The organism is Streptomyces fodineus (assembly GCF_001735805.1).
Lineage (GTDB): Bacteria > Actinomycetota > Actinomycetes > Streptomycetales > Streptomycetaceae > Streptomyces > Streptomyces fodineus.
In genome coordinates this window covers 2,055,108-2,072,726 of record NZ_CP017248.1, presented here as the reverse complement: position 1 = coordinate 2,072,726, position 17,619 = coordinate 2,055,108, and the positions used below count along the sequence as shown (strand labels likewise).

Annotated in this window: 22 protein-coding genes; 19 read left to right on the top strand and 3 right to left on the bottom strand. The window is 68.5% G+C overall.

Annotated elements, in window-relative coordinates:
- Positions 1 to 63: 63 nt before the first annotated feature.
- From BFF78_RS08360 to BFF78_RS08345, 4 genes are all read left to right on the top strand, one after another.
- Positions 64 to 900: a beta/alpha barrel domain-containing protein gene (locus tag BFF78_RS08360; protein WP_159032971.1), complete on the top strand. Its 837-nt coding sequence runs from the start codon at positions 64 to 66 to the stop codon at positions 898 to 900.
- 56 nt (positions 901 to 956) lie between these two features.
- Complete coding sequence (locus BFF78_RS08355) at positions 957 to 1,802, top strand: DMT family transporter (protein ID WP_159032970.1); 846 nt, start codon at positions 957 to 959, stop codon at positions 1,800 to 1,802.
- A gap of 70 nt (positions 1,803 to 1,872) precedes the next feature.
- On the top strand, positions 1,873 to 2,622 hold the full coding sequence (locus BFF78_RS08350) for an SDR family NAD(P)-dependent oxidoreductase (protein WP_069777698.1): 750 nt from the start codon (positions 1,873 to 1,875) through the stop codon (positions 2,620 to 2,622).
- A gap of 31 nt (positions 2,623 to 2,653) precedes the next feature.
- Positions 2,654 to 5,755: an SUMF1/EgtB/PvdO family nonheme iron enzyme gene (locus BFF78_RS08345; protein WP_069777697.1), complete on the top strand. Its 3,102-nt coding sequence runs from the start codon at positions 2,654 to 2,656 to the stop codon at positions 5,753 to 5,755.
- 171 nt (positions 5,756 to 5,926) lie between these two features.
- On the opposite strand, the gene BFF78_RS08340 is transcribed toward BFF78_RS08345, so the two are convergent.
- The 3 genes from BFF78_RS08340 to BFF78_RS08330 are packed head-to-tail and all read right to left on the bottom strand — an operon-like array spanning position 5,927 to position 6,653.
- A complete protein-coding gene (locus tag BFF78_RS08340) occupies positions 5,927 to 6,217 on the bottom strand; it encodes a hypothetical protein (RefSeq protein ID WP_069777696.1) in 291 nt (96 codons plus the stop codon).
- Positions 6,214 to 6,453, bottom strand: a complete 240-nt coding sequence (locus tag BFF78_RS08335) for a hypothetical protein (protein ID WP_069777695.1) — start codon at positions 6,451 to 6,453, stop codon at positions 6,214 to 6,216. Before BFF78_RS08335 ends, BFF78_RS08340 begins: the two co-directional genes overlap by 4 nt.
- Positions 6,450 to 6,653, bottom strand: a complete 204-nt coding sequence (locus BFF78_RS08330) for a hypothetical protein (protein ID WP_069777694.1) — start codon at positions 6,651 to 6,653, stop codon at positions 6,450 to 6,452. The genes BFF78_RS08335 and BFF78_RS08330 overlap by 4 nt, the downstream gene beginning before the upstream one ends.
- A gap of 171 nt (positions 6,654 to 6,824) precedes the next feature.
- Between BFF78_RS08330 and BFF78_RS08325 the strand changes: the two genes are divergently transcribed.
- The 15 genes from BFF78_RS08325 (at position 6,825) to BFF78_RS08255 (ending at position 17,612) form a co-directional block, all read left to right on the top strand.
- On the top strand, positions 6,825 to 7,574 hold the full coding sequence (locus BFF78_RS08325) for a DUF6879 family protein (RefSeq protein ID WP_069777693.1): 750 nt from the start codon (positions 6,825 to 6,827) through the stop codon (positions 7,572 to 7,574).
- Positions 7,575 to 7,587: 13 nt separating this feature from the next.
- Positions 7,588 to 8,442, top strand: a complete 855-nt coding sequence (locus BFF78_RS08320; RefSeq protein WP_069777692.1) for a helix-turn-helix domain-containing protein — start codon at positions 7,588 to 7,590, stop codon at positions 8,440 to 8,442.
- A 341-nt stretch (positions 8,443 to 8,783) separates the two neighbouring features.
- Positions 8,784 to 9,323 carry an ATP-binding protein gene (locus BFF78_RS08315; RefSeq protein WP_069777691.1) on the top strand — a complete coding sequence of 180 codons (540 nt, stop codon included), beginning with the start codon at positions 8,784 to 8,786 and terminating at the stop codon, positions 9,321 to 9,323.
- Positions 9,324 to 9,352: 29 nt separating this feature from the next.
- A complete protein-coding gene (locus BFF78_RS08310) occupies positions 9,353 to 9,862 on the top strand; it encodes a hypothetical protein (RefSeq protein ID WP_069777690.1) in 510 nt (169 codons plus the stop codon).
- A 43-nt stretch (positions 9,863 to 9,905) separates the two neighbouring features.
- Positions 9,906 to 10,448: a hypothetical protein gene (locus BFF78_RS08305; RefSeq protein ID WP_227025766.1), complete on the top strand. Its 543-nt coding sequence runs from the start codon at positions 9,906 to 9,908 to the stop codon at positions 10,446 to 10,448.
- Between the two features lie 281 nt (positions 10,449 to 10,729).
- A complete protein-coding gene (locus tag BFF78_RS08300; RefSeq protein ID WP_227025765.1) occupies positions 10,730 to 11,290 on the top strand; it encodes a hypothetical protein in 561 nt (186 codons plus the stop codon).
- Between the two features lie 223 nt (positions 11,291 to 11,513).
- Positions 11,514 to 12,068, top strand: a complete 555-nt coding sequence (locus tag BFF78_RS08295) for an SAF domain-containing protein (protein ID WP_227025764.1) — start codon at positions 11,514 to 11,516, stop codon at positions 12,066 to 12,068.
- 5 nt (positions 12,069 to 12,073) lie between these two features.
- The gene (locus tag BFF78_RS08290) at positions 12,074 to 12,922 is read left to right on the top strand and encodes a MinD/ParA family ATP-binding protein (RefSeq protein ID WP_261340736.1); all 849 of its coding nucleotides are present in this window, start codon (positions 12,074 to 12,076) and stop codon (positions 12,920 to 12,922) included.
- The gene (locus BFF78_RS08285; RefSeq protein WP_069777688.1) at positions 12,919 to 14,265 is read left to right on the top strand and encodes a CpaF family protein; all 1,347 of its coding nucleotides are present in this window, start codon (positions 12,919 to 12,921) and stop codon (positions 14,263 to 14,265) included. Before BFF78_RS08290 ends, BFF78_RS08285 begins: the two co-directional genes overlap by 4 nt.
- Positions 14,265 to 15,179, top strand: coding sequence for a type II secretion system F family protein (locus BFF78_RS08280; protein ID WP_069777687.1), 915 nt, complete (start codon positions 14,265 to 14,267; stop codon positions 15,177 to 15,179). The genes BFF78_RS08285 and BFF78_RS08280 overlap by 1 nt, the downstream gene beginning before the upstream one ends.
- Positions 15,176 to 16,075 (top strand): type II secretion system F family protein, encoded by a 900-nt coding sequence (locus tag BFF78_RS08275; protein ID WP_079161211.1) that lies wholly within the window; start codon positions 15,176 to 15,178, stop codon positions 16,073 to 16,075. The genes BFF78_RS08280 and BFF78_RS08275 overlap by 4 nt, the downstream gene beginning before the upstream one ends.
- A gap of 45 nt (positions 16,076 to 16,120) precedes the next feature.
- Entirely contained in the window at positions 16,121 to 16,318 is a 198-nt protein-coding gene (locus BFF78_RS08270; RefSeq protein ID WP_069777685.1) for a hypothetical protein, read from the top strand.
- A gap of 3 nt (positions 16,319 to 16,321) precedes the next feature.
- Complete coding sequence (locus tag BFF78_RS08265) at positions 16,322 to 16,735, top strand: TadE/TadG family type IV pilus assembly protein (protein ID WP_069777684.1); 414 nt, start codon at positions 16,322 to 16,324, stop codon at positions 16,733 to 16,735.
- A 50-nt stretch (positions 16,736 to 16,785) separates the two neighbouring features.
- Entirely contained in the window at positions 16,786 to 17,166 is a 381-nt protein-coding gene (locus BFF78_RS08260) for a TadE/TadG family type IV pilus assembly protein (RefSeq protein WP_069783461.1), read from the top strand.
- Positions 17,163 to 17,612, top strand: coding sequence for a Tad domain-containing protein (locus BFF78_RS08255; protein WP_069777683.1), 450 nt, complete (start codon positions 17,163 to 17,165; stop codon positions 17,610 to 17,612). The genes BFF78_RS08260 and BFF78_RS08255 overlap by 4 nt, the downstream gene beginning before the upstream one ends.
- Positions 17,613 to 17,619: the final 7 nt, after the last annotated feature.

Sequence of the window (17,619 nt, the reverse complement as noted above, 5' to 3'; positions counted from 1 at the left end):
AACACACCATTCCTCAGCCCCGCGCTGACCATGACGGACCCGAGAGGGGACCCCGTGACTTCCATGGGCAAGACAGTCAGGCTCGCTCGTATCGTCCCCGGTGTCCGGACGGTGATGGTGCCCTTCGACGACGACCTCATCAACGGGCCCTACGCCGGTCTCGCCGATCCTGTGGCACGTGCGCGAGAGGTGGCTTTGGGCGGGGCCGACGCCATACTCGGCTTCCCGCGCCTCCTCACACAGTGCACAGAGAGAGGCATACGCCTCCCTTTCGTCGCCAACCTCACCGCGAGCACCGTCCTCGGAGTCCATACCCGCAAGGTCGCGGTGAGCTCTGTGGAGCGCGCCGTAGGTAACGGATGCGACGGAGTCGCGGTACACGTGAATGTGTCGGACCGCCAGGAGCCCGACATGCTCTCGACTCTGGGCGCGGTCGCTGAGGACTGTGAACGGTGGGGGATGCCGCTCCTGGCCATCATGTACCCACGGCGCACCCATAACGGAGCAGATGACAACTACCTCGAACTCAAAGACCACGAGCGTGCCCGATACGCGGATCTTGTGCGCCACTGCGTGCGCATCGCGGTGGAGCTCGGCGCGGACATGGTGAAGACGCAGTACACCGGCGACCCTGAATCCTTCGCCTCGGTCACCACAGCGTCCATGGGGGTACCCGTGATCGTCGCAGGTGGGCCTCGCACGTCGATTCGGGAGGCCCTGACCAACGCACACGGCGCGATCACGGCGGGGGCCACCGGCGTCTGCTTTGGGAGGCAGACCTACAACCGCCCCGACATCCCCGGCTTCGTAGGCATGCTGCGTGCGGTGGTTCACGACGGACGCGCACCGGATGACGTGCTGGCCGACCGACCGGGCATCCCCGCCACCAGCGCGCAGTGACAGCCGCGTCCACGGCGCCCCTGCGCCGTTACAGCCCGGCGTTGGGTACAGCGGGCGTGGCGGTCTTGTGGGGCACCAGTGGCGTCCTGGTCCGCGAAAGTGCGCTTCCCGCCGTAGCGATCGCGTTCGGGCGCGCCGCGGTGGGTGCGGCGGTTCTGTGGCTGTGGGAAGCGGTCACGCCGCGCGGGCGAGGCCGGGCGAGCATCCGCAGCTACGGGAAACCAGCAGTGCGCTCATTGCTATGGTCCGGAGCGCTCCTGGCTGTGCACTGGCTGACGTTCGTGATGGCCTTGCAGCGGGTGCCGATTGGCACGGTCCTGCTCGGTATCTATCTCGCACCGCTCGCCATCGCGGGGCTGGCCCACTGCACTCTCCAGGAACGTGTCACGCGTGGCCAGCTGGCATCGCTGGCGCTGGCCCTGGTCGGCAGCGTCTTCGTCCTCCAGCCGGGGCAGGCCGGCGGTCTCGACGGGCTGACGTTGATCGCCGTTTCGGCGCTTGCCTACGCCGGATCCACGCTGGCCAGCAAGAAGACGCTCAGTACCGTCCCGACCGTACAGGTCGCCACCGTCCAACTGGCGGTCACCGCAGTGCTCTTGATGCCCTGGCTCACCATCCACCCGAAGCTGCCGAGCCGCGTCGACGTCTTGGTCATCACCAGCCTTGGCCTGGTCTACAGCGCGTTGGCGCTCCTGGCCTATCTCGCCTTCCTCAGGCGCCTGCCGGTGACGACCGCGGGAATCCTGCTGTACCTCGAACCGGTCTCGGCACTGGTCGCCGGCTGGATCTTTCTGGGCGAACATCCCGCGCCACTCACCTGGCTCGGCGCATGTCTTGTACTCGTCGCCGGCACCATGGTCAGCAAGGAATCCGTGTCCAACACCAAGGCAGAAGCAGGCTAGTTGAGTGTTGATCCGATACGGTGACCTTACCGTGCGAGATCACTGATTCACGATCAGCGAAGGACAGATCATGCCGCTCTCCGGTCAGGTTGCCGTCGTCACCGGTTCCTCGCGTGGAATCGGGCACTCTGTAGCGCTTGCTTTCGCGGAGCGCGGCGCGAAAGTCGTGGTCAACTCCCACAGCGACGTCACAGGAGGGGAGGCGCTCGTCCAGACAATCAAGGAGAACGGCGGCAGCGCGCTGTACGTGCAGGCCGACGTCGCCGACACCACCGACGTCGAGCGGCTCTTCACGGCCTCCGAGGAAGCGTTCGGCCCGATCGACGTCCTGGTGAACAACGCGGGCCTCACCGAAGGCATGCCCATCCTTGACTCCACCAAGGAACACTGGCTGCGCATGCTGAACATCAACTTCCTCTCCACTGTGTTGTGCTCCGTGCGGGCGGCCAGGACCATGAAGGAGCGAGGCACCGGCGCCATCATCAACACCTCCTCCATCCGCGGCTTCGACGCGACGGGCCGGGAAGGCGTGATGGCTTACTCCGCCGCCAAGGCAGCGGTCAACAACTTCACGCGCACGCTGGCCAAGGAACTCGCCCCGAACGTACGGGTGAATGCAGTCGCTCCCGGCTTCGTCGAGACCTCATACATGGACCGGACCGACGACGCGCTGAAGGAGTCCTGGCTGGACATCATCCCACTGCGCCAGTTCATCGCACCCGACGACATCGCAGGTGCATACGTCTTCCTCGCAGAGTCGCCGTACATGACCGGCACCCTTCTGACCGCCGACGCGGGGTTCACCCTGGGCCGTGGCTGAAGAGAGCAGGTAGTCGGGGGAAGGTGTGACAGTGTTCCGGGAGAAGATTTTCATCTCCTACCAGCGGGACTCCGCTGCCCTCGCGCAGCGTATCCACGATGCACTGGAAGCCGCAGGCTTCGACGCCTGGGTGGACACCGAACGCATCCGGCACACCGATCGATGGGCCACCTCTATCGACCAGGCACTACGGTCAGCCGACCGCCTCGTCGTGCTCCTCACTGAGAAGGCCACGGAGTCCCGCGAGGTCTTCAACGAGTGGTTCTTCTTCTACGATCACCGCAAGCCCATCCACGTGGTGCGCATCGACGGCTGCGAACTGCACTACCAACTGGTCCCGTTTCAGCGCTTGGAATGGACAGCCCAGGCTGACGAGAGCGAATGGGCGGCACGCACGAGCGCACTCGTCACCGCGCTGCGCGGCTCATTCTCATGGCCTCACGCGGCCTCGGCGGACGACGCTGTGGTCACCACCCCATTCGCCCCGCCCCGCACCCTGCTCGGCGCCTTCGCCGCGCTCGAAGAAGCAATCCGCAACCCCGACCGCTCCGTCGCCCTCACCGACCAGCAGCTCCACGACATCCGCGACCACCCTTCGCGCAGCGTCCGCGAGTACATGCTGTCTTGCTACGCCCGATGGTGCACCCCGCGCTACCAACTCGACCGCCGCTTCGTCCGCCTCGCCCTGGTCTACGACGAAGGCACCGACGCTTCCGACCGCTGGGTCACCGCGCCAAGCAGCCGCCGCACCGACGACCTCCAAACCATCCTCGCCGGCAGCGACTCCTTCGCGTACGTACTGCTGGGAGCGCCGGGGTCCGGGAAGACGACACTGCTGCGCCGCCTCGAACTCGACGTGGCCGCAGAAGGAATGACCCACCCCTCCGACCCGGTCGTCCCGTTCAACATCTCGCTGGCCGAATACGGTCTCAACGCCGGCGAACCGCCTGCCCCACGCCGCTGGCTGGAGGACCGCTGGAGGGCACGCAACCCGCACCTGCCCGAGCTGGCGCACTTTCTGGAGTCCGGTCGCCTCCTGCTGCTCCTGGACGGCCTCAACGAACTCGCCCACCTCGATGCTTCCGACCTGCGCCGCCGCGTCGACGCTTGGAGGACATTCCTCTACGAATGCGTCCGCGATGTCCCCGGAAACCGGGCCGTGTTCACCTGCCGCACCCTCGACTACGGCGCCATGCTCAGCAGCAAGGACGTCGGCGTCCCACACATCCGCCTCGAACCCATGACCCGCGCCCAGGTCCTGGAGTACATAGCCCTCCACCTGCCCGAACAGGCCGACGTTGTCCACGATGCTCTGAACCGAGACCCGCGAGCCCTGTCGTTCTACCGCACGCCATACATGCTGCGCTTGCTGGTCAACCAGGTCCGCGCCGTGGGCACGGTCCCCGTCGGGCGTGTCGACGCGTTCGCCGGCATGGTCCGCGAACTACTCCGCCGCGAGATCCTCTCCGGCAACCCACGGACCGCCGACCCGGAGCTCCTCACCGATCGGGAACAACGCCGCCTGCGTGACGGCGTCCGCGACCCGCTCTGGCTCCCGGACCGCGGCCACCTCGTTCCCGCCCTGACCCGCCTCGCGTACCAGATGCAGGAGACCAAGCGCGGCGAGGACAAAGGAAGCGTCGTCGTCGACTACGACACGGCCGTCGACCTCCTCAACGGGCTCGCCCGACTCGCGGAGGCCTCCCTGCGCGTCGGCTGCGACACCGGCATCCTCGATGAGGACGAAGAAGCCATCCGCTTCTTCCACCAGCTCCTCCAGGAATTCTTCGCCGCACGCCAACTTGCAGCAGCCCCCGACTTCTCCCGCCTCGCCATCCCCGACACGGCCACTGCCGTAACCCCGCCCCTTGCCGAGGTCCTGACGCAACTCGCCCCCGGCGAGCCGCTACCGCCGCTGCCGACCACCGGCTGGGAGGAGACGGCAGTCATGGCCGCTGCCCTCGCCGAGGACCCCGACGCGTACGTCCGCAACGTCCTCGCCGTCAATCCTGCCCTGGCAGGCCGCTGCCTGGCCGCCCCCGACGTACACGTCGACACAGCCGTGCGCACCGAGGTGACGCACACGCTCGTCGCCCGCAGCACCGATCAGGCGACGGACCTAAGGGCCCGCATCCACTACGGCCGCATCCTCGGCGTCCTGGGCGATCCTCGCCTGACGCGCATCGAGAGCGCTCACGGTGCTGCGCTCCTTCCAGAGTTCGCGCGCATCCCAGCCGGCAACCACCGCATCGGAGCCGAAGGCACCTCGTACATCCTCGAACGACCCGTCCACGAGGTGCAACTACCGACGTTCGACCTGGCCCGCCGCCCTGTCACCAACGCCGAGTACGCCCACTTCATAGCCGCCGGCGGCTATGAAGACGATCGGTGGTGGCACTCCGCCCACGCCCGCAGATGGCGCTCCGGCGAGGGCATCCAGGACCTCATCACCGCAGAGTGGCGCAAGAAGCGCGACAACCTGCGTCGCCGCCCCACCCTCGCCATCGACATGCTCCGCACCGGCGCTGCCACCCTGCAACAGGCCGTCAGCATGGTGAAGCTCACGACCATGACCGACGAGGCCATCCAAAAGGCCCTGACAGACATCTACGGCACGGAAGCCCCATCCACACCGGCGTACTGGTACGACAGCCTCCTCGCCCACCCCAGCGCCCCCGTCGTCGGCGTCTCCGTCTACGAGGCGGAGGCCTACTGCGCCTGGCTCACCGCGGTGACGAGCACGACGATCCGCCTGCCCACCGAATACGAATGGGAGGCCGCTGCCTCGGCCGGAGGGCGAGCCTTCCCCTACGGGGACGATTTCGAGGCGCTCGCGTCGAACACCTTCGAATTCCACGCGCGCAGCACGCTCCCCGTCGGCATTTTCACCGAGGGGCGGAGCCCCGCAGGCATCGACGATCTGTCCGGCAACGTCTTTGAGTGGACGGCGAGCGCCCCGGAGCCCTATCCCTACGACCGGGACGCCCGTCCGTCGGACGCGCCCAGCGATGCCCGTGTATGCCGTGGGGGTTCGTGGCGCCACCGCCACAACAGGGCTCGTGCGGCGTACCGGGGACGAGGACAGTGCTTCGTACGCAATGACGATCTCGGCTTCCGGCTCGCGAGGGGGTAGGGACGACGAGCGGGACGTCTGCGTCCGCCCCAAGCACCATCCCGGAACCTACTCGACCCAGGTGCAGGGCGTGCGGATGCGACCTGCCCCGACAGAGGCGCCGTCAGTGTGCGCCGGCCGGTCACTCGTTTCGAGTGAGCAGAATCCGTCAGACACGCGACAGCTGTCACGTCACGACGCGCCTTCGGCCGGAAGCTCGAGCTGAAGCTCGTAGCCGCCGTCGGGTATGGGGCCGGCGGCGGCGGTGCCGTCGAGGAAGCGGAGCAAGTCGGCGTTTGCCAGCTCGCGGTTGTAGACGTGGTGGGGGCAGGTGCAGCGGTGCACGAGCAGGATTCCGTCGCTGTGAGGCAGCGGGACATCCTCGGTCTGGCTGCATTGACGGTGTAGGTCTGTGTAGCCGGGGCGCTGAGCCAGGGCGCACTCGGCGGACATGGTCGAAGTGTCGACGACCTTCGTGCTCATCGGAAGATCCCCCCGCTGCTGGCTGCGTTGAGCGCCCGGGTGCGCTCGCGCATCGCCGTCAGCCGCTCGGAGTCCGTGGCGGGGCGGACGCGAGTGGGGTCGGCGTCCCACTCGCGTCCGCCGCTCACTGGGCGGAGCTGGACATACGGGCCCGCGTGCCCCGTCACGTAGCCCAGCTTGCGTCTCTGGGTGTCGATGACCAGGGTGCCGTCTGGGTGCTCTTCCTCTGCCCTCACTCGCAGCCCCCTCGCCGAAGCGCGTTCGCCAGTCGGTCGGCCACATCGGCGCGGACCCGCCCGAGTTCGATGAGCTTCAGCTCGGGCGACGCAGGGTCGACCCTCAGCGACGGCAAGACGATCCCTGCGTCATCCAGCGCGGCCCTGAGGCTCTCCACCACCGTGTACGGATCAACGTCCAGCTTCTTCTTCGCGGCCATGAACGGGACGGTAGAGAGGAGGAGTTGGTTGGCGCGAGCAAGGTTTCGCGTTATTTCTCCACATCCATCTTGTCTAGCTTAGAATTTCTCGCAAGATTGGCAGGAGGGGGTGGTCCCGGCCGACGCACCTGGCGATGCTTGGTGGATCAATCCCCGACGAAGGGAACGAGCATGGCCCGACGGCTGCGCTTCAACGGCACCGGAAGCGGCGAAGGAGGCTGCCCCGCGGTGCACGAGGATCTCGACTCCGGCGAGGTCATCGTCCAGGGGCGCCCCATCACCGACCGCGACGACCTGCGACAGCTCCAGTACTTCGATGCCGAGCGCGAAGTCGCAGTCGTCGTGCCGCGCAATACGCTCGTCGACTTCGGCCCGCGCGACGAGACGCCGCGGATCATCGGCCTGGACGCCTTCGGCAAGCTCTTCGAGAACTTCAGGCACACGGCGAGGCGCATCGAGTCCCGCCGCCGCTACGCCTCCGACGAGGCCGACGAGACCTACGCCCAGTTCGTTCGCGGCGAGCAACCGGCATGGGACATGGACACGGCCTGGTGCCGCACGATCCGGCACCAGGTCGCGCAGGGCGCCCGCATCGAACGCGTCCGCATCGTCGACCGCCCGGCAACGGTCGGGCAGCGCTACCTCCTGGCGTACGCCGAGAAGAACAGCGCGCTCGGCGAGAAGATCCACAACCTGTGGCGCGGGGATGCCGAGCGCCTGCATCTGCCACAAGCGGACTTCTGGGTCTTCGACTCGCGACTTGTCGCCCGCCTCATCTTCGATGAAGCCGACAACCTGACCGGGGCCGAACTGATCACCGAGCCCGCGGCCGTGAACCGCTACCTCCAAGCCTGGGACGCGGCATGGCACTATGCCGTCCCGTACGAGCAGTTCGCGGCCGTGGTGGCGGCCGAGGAGTAGGCAGGGACGTCCGTTGAGCACCGACTACCAGCAGGCGCGCGAAGGCCTGGGACTGCGGCTGCGGGAACTGCGGCTGACGACGCCTGCTGGTCGGCTCACCGGAGCACAGCTCGCCGAGCGTCTGGGTTGGCCCGCTTCCAAGGTCTCCAAGCTTGAGCTGGGCAAGCAGACGGCCACGCCGGAAGACCTTCGCATGTATACGGAGGCGGTCGGTCGGCCTGAGGCGTACGAGGAAGTCCTCGCCAGACTCCGCGGGTTCGAGTCCCAGATCCGTTCGTGGAAGCGTCAGCTGGCCGCAGGCCATCGCCCGGTGCAGGCAGCTCACAACCAGGCGCAGGCCAGGGCGACGGTGCTGAAGGCGTGGGAGTCGTCCTGGGTCGTTGGCATCCTTCAGACACCCGGCTACGCCCGCGCCATCCTGCGACATTTCGCCGGCTTGCACGGCTCTCGGCTCGACGACCTTGAGGATGCCGTGAACGCCCGCATGGAGCGGCAACGTCTGCTGTACGAGCCGGGCCGCAAGTACCACATCATCCTGTCGGAGGCGGTCCTGCGGCACATGGTCTGCCCGCCGGCCGACCTTGCGGCCCAGCTCTCCTACCTGTCCGGTGTGATCGGCCTCAAGACCGTCGAGCTGGGAATTGTTCCATTCACGGCCTCGATGAAGCTGCCGCCTGGCGCGGGCTTCTGGATCTACGACGACCGACAAGTGGTTACCGAGACCTGGCACGCGGAGCTGTGGATGGACGACGACGCCACGGTAGCCACGTACCTGAAGGTCTGGAAGACCTTGCAGGAGTCCGCGGTCTACGGCGCCGACGCCCAGAACGTGATCAACGCGGCGCTGCGGGCGCTGAACTCGCACTGAGCTGCGCTCCTCGAAGAAGCCCCGCCCCGTCGAATGGTTCCGCCAACGGGCCGAACACCTCTTGAAACGCTCAGTGCCACCCCACTCGAAATACCCGGAAAATACTGGTTAGAGAGGTATTCCGCTCTTCGTGGACCCACGGTGTGGTGGTCGCGTTCCAATCGCGATCGCCGGGAGGTCCCTGACGTGGCGCCGATTCTGTTCACCGCTGTGCTGCTGTTGCCGTCCGTGACGGTGGCCGGCCCGTTCGCCCTGATTGAAGCGTGCGATTGCGTACGGCCAGGCCGCGGTCGCCACCGGCGCGCCGTACGGGGGCGTCATGCGGCTCGGGGAGGGCGGCGATGACCGCACGCTATCCCCTGGGTGTCACCACGTGGGTTGTGTGGCGCTGGACGACCTGTACCCCAGATGGTCCGGCGCGGGCTCGGGCTGCCCTGCGCTGCGCTCTCGACGAGCTCGGCTTCGAGGGCGAGGTGGTCAGTGATGTGGTGCTGGCGGTTTCCGAGTTCATCGCCAATGCCACCGAGCACGCTGTGGGCCCGTACGAGATGCGGCTGTGCCGCACCGCCGTGGAAGTCATCTGCGAAGTCGAGGATCATGACCCGCGACTCCCGGAACTCCCCGCATTCCTGGTCACGTCACCGTACGCCCCGGTTGAGGAGAACCGCGGGGGCGGCCTGGAAGCGCTGTGCGTGCTGCTGTCCGAGCGTGGGCGCGGCTTGCACATCGTCCATGAACTCACCAAAGGTGCTTGGGGGTTTCGAATCCAGAAGAAGACGAAGGTGGCGTGGCTGACTTTCCCAGCGGAATTGCATTCAATGCAACATGGCGCGGATTCTGTTCCCGGCGATGACCTGGAGGTTGTTGATTCTAGGGAATGATGGCGAGTCGCGGACGGCCTGGCCATTGGGTGGCCGTCGTACTCGATGCAACGATGTTGAATGAGGCGTCCGGCATAGCGGGCTCGGCACGTCGGTTGCTCGCCGAAGGCGCGGTCCATCCCGACCCGGAGGCAGCGGTGTTCGCCGCGATGATGGAGGACTGGGCGGCCCAGCAGCACACCCCCTTCCTCAACTCGGTGGGCACGAGGAAGCGCCGAGGGCGGCTGGTGCGGCGGCTCGCCATGTTCACCGGCACGTACCCGTGGCAGTGGCAAGTGGCGAAGGTGGATGCGTTCTTCACCATGCTGCCCTGTCTGGAACCGAAGTTGATCTCGGTGTCGACGGGGCGGGGCCATGAGGACGCGCTGCGGTTGTTCCTGGAGTACGTCACCGATCCGTGCTACGCGTGGCCGCGAGCCACCTTTGTGGTGAGCCGTCATATGAGCAGTGCACCGTCACGTTGTGGAGCGGAATTCACCCCACCCATTGCGGTTGACCGCTACCGCGGTGGGTATCTCCACTCGCACCTGATCACTTAGAGTGGTCGCCCGAATGTTATGGGTGACGGAATGTGGGGGCTGGGTGAGTACGGCACGGAGCGCGGTCGCACTGCTGGCGGCGGCGAGTGCGGCACTGACGGGATTGTTCTTGGGAGGCTGCGCGGCCGATTCCTCCGATGCCAAGTCCTTGCCGGAGAGAACGGTCGACACGACGGTTTCCCGCACGCCCGGCGCACAGAACGGGGAGGCGCTCGGAGCCTACCGGGCGATGTGGCGAGATCTCGCCCTTGCCTCCCAGACGTCCGACCCGGCGTCTCCGTTGCTGGATGATCACGCCACCGGTGGGGCGCTGACGCTCATGAGGTACGGGCTGCAGAAGTCCAGAAAGGAAGGGCTTGTCAGTAAGGGGTCGCCCAAAGTGGATCCACATGTGGTGAAGGCGAGCGCCAACAAGGTGGTGCTGGAGGATTGCGTGGACGACTCCGGTTGGCTGCAGTACAAGGCGAATGGTGAGCTGAAGGACGACGTTCCAGGAGGGCATGTCAGGACGGAGGCGACTGTCCGCCGTGTCGAGGGAGTTTGGAAGGTCACTGACCTCTATGCGCACGAGACCGGATCGTGCTGACGAGGCGTCGTCTGACGGTGAACTTTGTCGCTGTCTGCGTTCTGGTGCTCCTGCTCGCAGCAATGGGCCCTTCAGCATCGGCGGATGGAACGTGGGGCTCGGCGTACGCCAACGTCACCTGCGGTCCGCACTCTTGCGATGCGGAGGCAAAGAGCGTCACGAGGAATGCGGGCAGTTCGGGGAAGAGCACGTCGGCAGGTCCAGGAGGGCCAGCGAAGGCGGCCGACGGTGGTGGACTGGATGGGCCGCCAACGGTGACCTCGAGTGGCTGGGATTACGACTTGGGCGGTGGCATGGGGATTTTGCCGCGTTTTGACGGCAAGAAGGCGAAGAAGCCGAAGCCCGGTGGCCGGCATCAGGTGCCCGTAGAGGTGGTCGTCCAGCAGGCGATGAGGCGGCTGAAGTTGCCGAAGCCCGTGATCCATACGAGTCCGGACGAGAACTTCGCGCAGGTGGTTCACGTGCCCACGTGGATGTGGGTGGAGCACTCTACGTGGGGGCCGGTGTCGGCGTCGGCTTCAGTGGAGGGTGTCACTGTGACGGCGACAGCCCGACCGCGGCGGGCGGTGTGGTCGATGGGTGAGGGCGGGCGAGTGGTGTGCCAGGGGCCGGGGACTCCGTACTCGGATGCCTACAGCCCACAAGAGCCGTCACCGGACTGCGGTTACACCTATCAGCGGGCGTCGTTGTCCACGCCCGGCCGGGCGTACACGGTGTCGGTGCAGGTCACCTGGGATGTCGACTGGCATGGAGGCGGGCAGACCGGTGTCGTGCCGGGGCTGGTGATGACTGCTGAGCGGCAGCTGGTGGTGGACGAAGTACAGACCGTCGTCACGCACTGACGACCCGGGCTGAGTGCGCGGCCTGACCTGCGTGGGCGGGCCGGTGAACGTTGGAATTCTTCTGATCGCGAGGTGAGTTGTGGGTGCCCCCATGTCTTCTTCGGCTCTGAGCGGCGGCGGATCGCGGGTGCCAGGAGTGCGCCGGTCGGGCCCGGAACAGCAGCCGGCAGTGACGGGTGCCGGGCGCCGCAGACTGGGCTGGGTGTGGGCGGGGACCGGGGCTGTGGTGGTCTCAGCGGTCGGCTTCGCGCTGGTGGGGCAGGCGGTGGGGGAGCGGGAGCAGGTTCTCGTGCTGGCGCACGATGTGCCGGCCGGGCGGGTGCTGAAGTCGGCCGATCTGCGTGCCGTGGAGGTGGCGGCCGACGCAGGTGTGGTGCCCCTCGCGGATCGGGGCACCGTGCTGGGGCGGCAGGCGAAGGTGCCGCTGGTCGCTGGATCGTTGCTGGCTCCCGGCCAGGTGGGCACGAGCGCGGTCTTCCCTCCGAGGGGGTTCTCGCAGTTGGCGTTCGCCGTGGAGCCGGGCGGCGCACCGCCTGATCTCGCCCGCGGGGAGCGTGTTGCGGTCCTGCCCGGCCCGGACGGTGCCGCAGCGGCGGGTGATCAGGAGACGGCGCCGTCGGCGGTGGCGGGGACGGTGACGGGCGTGAGGGAGCCGGAGTCGGCGGGCGGGCCTCGGGTGGTCACGGTGCTGGTGGAGACCGGTGCGGCACGGCGGGCGGCGCAGCTTGAGCATCCGCGCGTGGTCGTGCTTCCTGCCGAGGGGCGTGAGGCACCGTGAGGCGGATGGTCGTTCTCGGGTCGGTCACGGGCGCCCCGGGGGTGACGACGACGGCGCTGGCCCTTGCCGCTGTGTGGCCGGTGGAGGCGGATGGTGGGGTGCGGCCGGTGATGGTGGAGGCGGATCCCTCTGGCGGTGACCTCATGATCCGCTTTGGTCTGCCGGCGTCTCCGTCACTGCTGGATGTCGCGGCGGCGGCTGGGCAGCCGTATCCGGGCTCCTTGCTGGGGGCGGTGAGTGAACTGCCCTTTGGTGTGCGGGCGGTGGTCGCGGTGCCTGGCCGTGGTCCGTGCCGGGAGGCTGTGCGGCTGCTGGCTGGTGAGGCCGGGCGGCGTGTGTTGCTGGGAGATGGTCGTGATCTTGGCACGGTGCTGCTGGACGTGGGCCGCCTTGGCGAGGATGTCGAGCCGTTGCTCCAGGCTGCGGATCAGGTCGTGCTGGTAACGCGCGGCGGGGCGGAGCCGCTGACCCATGTGTCCGCCTGCGGCCTGGACGTTGGCGCGTGTGCCGGGCGGCTGACGTTGGCCGTGGTCGGGCCGTGCCCGTACCCGGCTGACGAGATCGCGAACACGCTCGGGATCAGGCGCGTGGTCTTCCTGCCCTGGGATGCCAAGGGCGTGGCCGCGATGAACAACCCCAAGCAGAGCGCGTTGCGCATCGCCGGGTTTCGTCCGTCACCGCTGATGACCGCCGCGCGCATGCTGGCGCGTCAGCTGGTAGATCCGCAGGAGAGCACGATGAGGACGAGCGCCACGGACGGTGGCCGTGTGACCGAGAGGCACGAGGTGCACCTGGGTGGCCGGAGTCGGACGGGTCTGGTTCGGGTGCCGGGAGCCAGGGAGAGTGGATCATGAGCGAGCTGCTGATGCCGCCGGGGGTGATGCCTGGTGGTGAACAGGAAGTGGTGCACCTGGTGCGCCAGCGCGTGGCGGCCCGGCTGGCGGCGTACGCCGGCGAGCGCGAGTCGGCGGGTTTGCCGCCGGAGGATGAAGCGGCGCGGCGAGCCACTGTGGGACTTCTCCTTGCGGAGGAACTGGGGGAGCAGCGGCGTCAGGCGCTGGCCCGGGGTGGTTCGGTGATGGATGCCGCCGTGGAGGAGCGGATCGCGCAGGCGGTCAAGGACGCGCTGTTCGGTACCGGACGCCTGGAGCGGCTGCTGGCAGATGAGCGGATCGAGAACATCTGCGTCAATGGCTGCGATGTGGTGTGGGTCAAGGACGCGGCAGGCGCATGGCGCCGTGAGGCACCGGTGGCCGCCTCGGATGAGGAACTAGTGGAACTGGTCCGCACACTGGCTGCCCGTACGGGCGGGGAGGAGAGGCGCTTCGACCGGGGTATGCCGCGCCTGAACCTGCAGCTCCCCGACGGTTCACGGCTGTTTGCGGTGATGGCGGTCACCGGTCGGGTGTCGCTGACGATCAGGCGTCATCGTTTCCCGGCCACCTCGATGGCGGAGCTGGTGCGGCTGGGCGTGTGCGACGAGCAGCTGGCGAGATTCCTGCGGGCGCTAGTGCGGGCGCGTAAGAACATCGTGATCGGCGGCGGCACCAATGCCGGCAAGACCACGGTGCTCAGAGCCTTCGCCCATGAGATCCCGCCCGACGAACGGCTGGTGACGATCGAGGACACCTTCGAACTCGGCCTGGACGCCGATCCGGTGGCGCACCCAAACGTGGTGGCCATGCAGGCCCGGGAGCCGAACATCGAGGGGCAGGGCGGCATCGACCAGGCGGAGCTGGTGCGGTGGGGGCTGCGGATGTCCCCGGACCGGGTCATCGTCGGAGAGATCCGCGGGGCCGAGGTCATCCCGATGTGCAACGCCATGAGCCAGGGCAACGACGGCTCGCTGTCCACCATCCACGCCTCCACCTCGCGCGGGGTGTTCACCAAACTCGCCTCCTACGCTGCGCAATCCCCGGAACGGCTCACCCTGGAGGCGACGAACCTGATGGTGGCCTCCGCGGTCCACTTCGTCGTCCATCTGGGCTGGGACGCCGAAGGCCGACGGGTCATCGATTCGGTGCGCGAGGTCATCGACGCGGACGGGGCACAGATCGTCTCCAACGAGGTCTACCGCCCGGGCCCCGACGGGCGTGCCGTGCCCGCCACTCCACCGCGTACCGAGACCCTCAATGACCTTGTCGCGGCCGGGCTGGACGCCCGGGAAGCCGCCTACCAGTGGTGGGGAGCAGCCTGATGAACAGCCTGATCGGCCCCGCTGCCTCGACGGGCGTCGCGGTGGCGTGGGGGACGGTGTTCGGGCTCGGACTGGTGGCCATCGGCTACGGGGCTGTGCGGCGGGCGGCGCGCGAGGAGCGGCCCGGCCTGTGGCGTGCACTGGTATCGCGGCTGCCGGCGGACTGGACCACGCGGCGCGTGGTGATCGCGGTGACGGCCGGGGCGGTCGCCGGGACGCTGACGACATGGCCGGTAGCGGCGGTACTGACCACCATCGCCGTGCTCACCCTGCCTGGCCTGCTCGGACCGGACCGGCACGCGACCCGGCGTACGGAGCGGATGGAGGCGCTGGCCACCTGGACGGAGATGCTGCGCGACACCCTCTCCGCCGCGGCAGGCCTGGAGCAGGCGGTGCTGGCGACCACGGACATCGCCCCGGCAGCGCTCGAACCCGAGATGCGGCAGCTGGCCGCCGCCGTCCGCTCCGGGCATCCCCTGCCGACCGCGCTGCGGGCATTCGCGCAGGAGGCCGATGACCCACTGGCCGATGTCGTGGTCGCCGCGCTCGTGATGGCGGCCGAGCAACAGGGCAGTCACCTCGCGCCGCTGCTGGGGGAGCTGGCCGAGTCGGTGCGCGAGCAGGTGGCCATGCGACAGCGCATCGACGCCGGACGGGCGAGCGTACGTACCGGAGTGCGCGTCACTGTCAGCGTCACTCTGGGCATGGTGCTGGGGCTGGTGGTCTTCAACCGCCCCTACATGGACCCCTTCGACTCGCTGACCGGGCAGATGGTGCTCGCGGCCGTGGGTGCCCTGTTCGCCGCCAGCTTCACCTACCTGAGCGTGATCGGGCGCATCGAGGAACCCGTGCGGCTCATCAGCACGACCGCTTCCCGCACCACGGCGGGTGCTGAGCCGGGAGGTGCCCGGTGATTGTCATGCTGCTCGGCGCCCTGTTCGGCGCCGGGGTGACCGCCCTCGTCTACGGTCTGCGTCCGCCCCGGCCCGCGCTCGCCGATGTCCTCACCGCACTCAACACTCCTGTACCGCAGACGGTTTTACGTACGGGCGAGGCGGGTGACGTGGAGTGGGCTACTCGGCTGGGCAGATGTGCCGTACCGCTGGTGCGGGCGCTGGGTTTTCCCACCGACTCGCTGCGCGCGGACCTGGCCGTGTGCGGCACGGATGAGGAACGGCACCTGGCGGGCAAGGCGGTCTGTGCCGTCGCCGGACTGGTCGGCCCGTGGGCCGCCACGCTTTTGCTGCGGCTGGGGGCCGGTATCGGGGCGGGCTGGTGGGTGCCGCTGGCCGGCTCACTCGCCCTGGCCGTCGTGCTGTTTTTCGCGCCCGACCTGTCGGTACGCCAGCAGGCCGCGCGGCGACGCCGCGAGATGCGCCACACCCTCAGCCTCGTCCTGGACCTGACGGTGATCGCGCTCGCCGGCGGCGCCGGAATCCAGCAGGCCCTCGCCCAGGCCGTGGCCGCACCGCAGGGGTGGGCGGCGGCGAGACTGCGGCACGCCCTGCACGTCGCCCAGCTCACCCGCACCAGCCCCTGGCTCCACCTGGGCGATCTGGGGCGGCACCTGGCCGTGACGGATCTGACCGAGCTGGCCTCGACGCTCAATCTCGCCGGAAGCGAAGGCGCCAAGATCCGCGGCTCGCTCGGGGCGAAGGCGCGGGCGATGCGGCGGCGGAGGATCTCGGAGGCCGACGGCGCCGCCCAGGCGGCCACCGAGCGGATGTCGCTGCCCGTGGTCGGTCTGTTCGCCGCGTTCCTGCTGCTGATCGGCTACCCGGCCCTCGCCCACGTCATGTCGATCACCTGAAGCGCCCACCCGTACGAGTATCAACCGCGTAGGGAGAGCACCACCATGTTCCAACTCGACCTCTTGGCCCGTCTGGTACGCGCGCACCTGGCCGAACTTCGCCGACAGGCCCGCTCGGACGCGGGCTACACCACCGAGACCATCGTCGTTACCGCCCTGCTGGCGATCCTGGGCCTGACCGTGGTGGGCATCATCGTCGCCAAGGTCACCGCCAAGGCGAACAGCATCGACCTGGGCGGCTAAACGGTGACCACGTTCCGTCGCAGACTGCGCGGCGACCGCGGGGCGGCGAGTACCCAGCTGGTGCTCGTCGTCCCGGCCCTGCTGCTGATCGCGCTGCTGGCGGTGCAGTTCGCGCTGGTCTGGCACGCACGGCACATCGCCCAGTACGCCGCCCAGCGGGCCCTGGCCGCCGCCCGCACCGAGAACGGCACCGCGGCGGCCGGCCGGGCTCAGGCGCGACGCAGCCTCGCAGCGCTGGGCAGCCGCGTTCTGACCGCACCGTCTGTGACCGCCGAGCGCAGCGCCACCCATACCACCGTGCGCGTGCAGGGGGCGGTGGTCCGCGTTCTCCCCGTCCCGGGCCTCGTGCTGCACGCTTCCGGCACCGCCTCCGGCCCCACGGAGAGGATCACCACACCCACCGGAGGTCAGCCGTGATCGGGGCGCCGCGCGGCACACGCGACGACGCGCAGACGGGCTCGGCGGCGGTGGAGCTGGTGCTCGTCACGCCGCTGCTCGTTCTCGTGTTCCTGGTCGTGGTGGCTTTCGGGCTGCTCGCCGATGCCCGTCTGGTCGTGGCGGACGCCGCCCACCAAGCAGCCCGCGCCGCCTCCCTGGCCCGCACCGACAAGGACGCCCACGCCCAGGCCGAGCGTGCCGCCGGCGAGGCACTGCGCGAGGCGGGAGCCTCCTGCAGGCGCCCGAGTGTCCGCCTTGCCACCGGCGGGCTCACGCCGGGCGCCACCGTGACGGCGCGCATCTCCTGTACTGCCGATCTGGGCCGCCTCACCCACACCGGGCTGCCTGGCCACGTGACGCTGGCCGACACAGCCTTCTCCGTCGTTGACACCTTCAGGAGCACCCCGTGAAACGACGACTGCGAGAACATCTGACTCAGGTCCGTGTTCGGCTGCCGGCCGGGGACGACCGAGGGCAGGTCACCGCGTTCGTCGTCTGCGTCTTCGCCGCGCTGTGGCTGTTCGCCGGGATCGTGGTCGACGGCGGCCTCGCCCTGGCCGGTAAGGCTCGGGCCCTGGATGTGGCGCAGGAAGCCGCCCGCACCGGCGCCCAGCAACTGGACATCGGCCGTCTTCGGCACGGCGAAGAGGTCCGGCTTGTACGCGACAAGGCCGCAGCGGCGGCCCGTGCATACGTCGCCTCCACCGGAGACAGCGCCACCGCCACCGTCCAGGGCGAAGCCGTCACCGTCCATGTCACCCATCACCAGCGCACCCAGATCCTGCAACTGATCGGCCTGCGCACCCTCACCATGCACGCGACCAGCACCGCGCACGCCGAACGCACCACCCCATAGGACCGTT

What these genes read in the sequence shown, in the direction of transcription:
- BFF78_RS08360 (WP_159032971.1), top strand. Translation starts at nt 64, where the DNA reads ATGGGCAAGACAGTCAGGCTCGCTCGTATCGTCCCCGGTGTCCGGACG.
- BFF78_RS08350 (WP_069777698.1), top strand. Translation starts at nt 1,873, where the DNA reads ATGCCGCTCTCCGGTCAGGTTGCCGTCGTCACCGGTTCCTCGCGTGGA.
- BFF78_RS08340 (WP_069777696.1), bottom strand. Translation starts at nt 6,217, where the DNA reads ATGAGCACGAAGGTCGTCGACACTTCGACCATGTCCGCCGAGTGCGCC.
- BFF78_RS08330 (WP_069777694.1), bottom strand. Translation starts at nt 6,653, where the DNA reads ATGGCCGCGAAGAAGAAGCTGGACGTTGATCCGTACACGGTGGTGGAG.
- BFF78_RS08325 (WP_069777693.1), top strand. Translation starts at nt 6,825, where the DNA reads ATGGCCCGACGGCTGCGCTTCAACGGCACCGGAAGCGGCGAAGGAGGC.
- BFF78_RS08315 (WP_069777691.1), top strand. Translation starts at nt 8,784, where the DNA reads ATGACCGCACGCTATCCCCTGGGTGTCACCACGTGGGTTGTGTGGCGC.
- BFF78_RS08290 (WP_261340736.1), top strand. Translation starts at nt 12,074, where the DNA reads ATGGTCGTTCTCGGGTCGGTCACGGGCGCCCCGGGGGTGACGACGACG.
- BFF78_RS08285 (WP_069777688.1), top strand. Translation starts at nt 12,919, where the DNA reads ATGAGCGAGCTGCTGATGCCGCCGGGGGTGATGCCTGGTGGTGAACAG.
- BFF78_RS08280 (WP_069777687.1), top strand. Translation starts at nt 14,265, where the DNA reads ATGAACAGCCTGATCGGCCCCGCTGCCTCGACGGGCGTCGCGGTGGCG.
- BFF78_RS08270 (WP_069777685.1), top strand. Translation starts at nt 16,121, where the DNA reads ATGTTCCAACTCGACCTCTTGGCCCGTCTGGTACGCGCGCACCTGGCC.